Origin of the sequence: Pseudomonas sp. TAA207 (assembly GCF_001529285.1) — a bacterium.
GTDB lineage: Bacteria > Pseudomonadota > Gammaproteobacteria > Pseudomonadales > Pseudomonadaceae > Aquipseudomonas > Aquipseudomonas weihenstephanensis.
On the sequence record NZ_LLWJ01000017.1, the window covers coordinates 1 to 2,821 of the forward strand.

Here is a 2,821-nt window from a genome sequence, read left to right on the forward strand (position 1 = left end):
TTAGCGCAGGCAATGGCACTAGGAGAGCCGTTCGCTGGCAGAGAAACAACTAAAACTAACGTGTTATTTATTCAGAACGAGAATAGCAGACTGACAGAGCATCAACGCTTGAAAGGTTCAAGAAGAGATAGTCCTGATAACTTATATTTCTTACACGGTGGAGCTTTTAAACTTGATACATGGAAATATGACAGCCAAGGGAAAAAGCACAATGTAGGGCTTAGAGAGCTATATAACTTCATACTAGAAAAAGACATCGGACTTGTTATCTTAGATCCTCTTAAAGACTTGTTAGAAGACAATGAGATAATTAATGCAAACCAACCAATGGCAGAAGTCCTAAGAGGAATCACTAGCCTTAGAAATACTTTAGATATGAAGCACGACAAGTATGTGACGTTTATGATTGTGGCACATGCTAGAAAACAGGCTGGCGAACAGTCTTTAACAGAACGTGATTTTCGTATCATTCCAAGCCATATATTAGGAGCTACAACTATTCCTGCATGGTATGAGGTTGCCTTTACTATGTCGCCTAAAATTAATAGTAAGACTAAAAACAGATATTCTATCATGAAAGTATTTGCTCGAAACTTTGCTTTCAATAATGAAATTCTTTGGGGATATGTTGGTTCAGCTTTTACATCAATCGAACAAGATAAAAAAGAACCTGATAGTGAACTAGTGGAAGAAGTCAAAAGGGAAACTCCAATCGAAACAACGAAAGAATCTGCACAGGCTTTCTTAGACTTAGCTAAAGAGCAAGGTAAACTAATAGAAAATGATTAATTACGAAAACAAGGCGATTAATTTGCATGCTGAAGTGTATGGATGGCTGTATCGTGCATTAGAAGAAATGATAAAAGCAGAATGGCACAATGATGAACTTTTTAAAGTATGGCTTGGACGTGCTGAATTTCTAGTCAGACAGTCAAAGAAATTGCATACAGCTTGCGAAAATGATTATTCTAAACGTGCATTAGTTAGAGCCTTGCAATTAAAATCAGAAATAAATAAAAAAATAACATCTAATGCTTTACAATAATAAATAATTTTGGTATAATAATATATATAGAAATAAAGGAGAACTATAAATAGTGGTTAAATTAACGCAAGAACAAGCTGATTATCTTAAAACCTTTGTCTGTAATGATAGAGCCTTCCATTATATCAGTCGGTATGGTTGGAACCATTATCTTAAAGACGGTAATGGAAAATGTTATGAAAAAGGCGAAAAAGAACCATTTACTCTTGATGAAAAAGGAAAAATGTTAGACGCTGTTATTAATGGTTATGAAGTTATTGTTCCTAAATTTAAGTTTTACAACTTTTCTGATAAGACTAGGTTTGCACCTTTATATTATGCTGGAGAAGAAGAATTAACTAGTGATAAAGAATTTGCAAAAGAGGTTGAAGAAAATAGCGAAGAATATGTAGCTTTGAAACTTTTAGGCTTCATTAAAGAAGAAGTATGATAACATCTTTTGAATCACTAGCTGAAAGGCGATTAATTACTCTTAATTATCACAAAAAGGATAGTCAGCAGTACATCAACAGCTTAAATTACTTTGAATATGCTAGAATGTACTTCGAGAAAAATGGCTTTCCTGATGATAACAGACGAGTTTACCAAAGTGGCAATCGAAAAGGTCAAAAAGTTGGCTGGTCTGATAAAGAGGAGAAACAGCAGAAAGAAGATATTAGAAAATTCATATATGAAAAGCAACTACAAAAGTTTAAGGGCAGAAGAAAAAGCAAGCAAACATTATGCTAGAGGCATCAGAAAGCTGTCTAAAGAGCTTGAAGAAATGAACGAAACAAAATATAGGGCTGGGCCTAACGATTGCTTATATGGCTTGATAAGTGAATTATGGAGCTATTGGGGCAAAGGTTACATCCTGCCTATGCTTAAGTATAATATTGAAATTACAAGACAAGGGGATGTATTCATCGTGGAAAGAGGAGAAAATGAGCGAAGTTGAAACTTTTGTTGAAATTGAGGGTTTTGAAAAATATGAAGTATCAAATCTAGGTAGAGTTAGAAATATAAAAAGCGGAAGAATACTTAAACCTTTTCCTAATAGAGGTGGATATTTAAGACATAAATTATATGGATATGATAAAAAGAAAAATCTACCTCTTCATAGAATTGTGGCGACTGCTTTTATAGATAACCCTGACGAAAAACCTTGTGTAAATCATATTGATGAAAATAAGTTAAATAATGATTTAAGTAACCTTGAATGGTGTACTATAAAAGAAAATAACATACATGGCACTAGAACAAAAAGGGCTGCTGAAAAATGCTTTAAAAAAGTTATTCAATTAGACTTAAATGACAATGTATTAAATGAATTTGAATCAATTAAACAAGCTGGGCAAAAAACAGGAGCCTTAGCACGGAATATAAGCAGTTGTTGCAACGGAAAAAGAAAAAGTGCAGGAGGCTTCAAATGGAGGAGAAAATGAGCGTATTTGAAACTTTAAGTGTCATCAACGTTAATGACAAAAAGAGTAAAAAGAACAACCTTGACTATCTGAGTTGGGCGTTTGCGTGGTCTGAGGTAAAAAAAGTATATCCTGAAGCCAATAGTAAAGTTTATGAAAATGAGCTTGGGTTGAATTATCACACAGACGGTAGGACAGCTTGGGTTAAAGTTGGTATGACTATTGAGGGCCTAGAACACATTGAGTATTTGCCTGTAATGGATTATCGAAACCAGTCAATTCCTCTTGAAAAACTGACTTCAATGGACGTAAATAAAACCATTCAGCGTGGACTAGTTAAGGCAATCGCTCGTCATGGTTTAGGGCTATACAT

The 2,821-nt window shown here is 34.2% G+C and carries 6 protein-coding genes; all 6 read left to right on the forward strand.

Features of this window, described 5'->3' with window-relative positions:
- The coding region (locus AP059_RS00155; protein WP_059874891.1) for an AAA family ATPase at positions 1-789 on the forward strand (789 nt) is incomplete at its 5' end.
- Complete coding sequence (locus AP059_RS21740) at positions 782-1,045, forward strand: hypothetical protein (protein ID WP_082712461.1); 264 nt, start codon at positions 782-784, stop codon at positions 1,043-1,045. The genes AP059_RS00155 and AP059_RS21740, both read left to right, overlap by 8 nt.
- Positions 1,046-1,097: 52 nt before the next feature.
- On the forward strand, positions 1,098-1,475 hold the full coding sequence (locus AP059_RS00160; RefSeq protein WP_218187002.1) for a hypothetical protein: 378 nt from the start codon (positions 1,098-1,100) through the stop codon (positions 1,473-1,475).
- 135 nt (positions 1,476-1,610) lie between these two features.
- On the forward strand, positions 1,611-1,982 hold the full coding sequence (locus AP059_RS22385) for a DUF7413 domain-containing protein (protein WP_218187003.1): 372 nt from the start codon (positions 1,611-1,613) through the stop codon (positions 1,980-1,982).
- On the forward strand, positions 1,969-2,469 hold the full coding sequence (locus tag AP059_RS21750) for an NUMOD4 domain-containing protein (protein WP_165599903.1): 501 nt from the start codon (positions 1,969-1,971) through the stop codon (positions 2,467-2,469). The genes AP059_RS22385 and AP059_RS21750 overlap by 14 nt, the downstream gene beginning before the upstream one ends.
- Positions 2,466-2,821: Sak single strand annealing protein (locus tag AP059_RS00170; protein WP_120752294.1), on the forward strand; the 356-nt coding region annotated here is incomplete at its 3' end. The genes AP059_RS21750 and AP059_RS00170, both read left to right, overlap by 4 nt.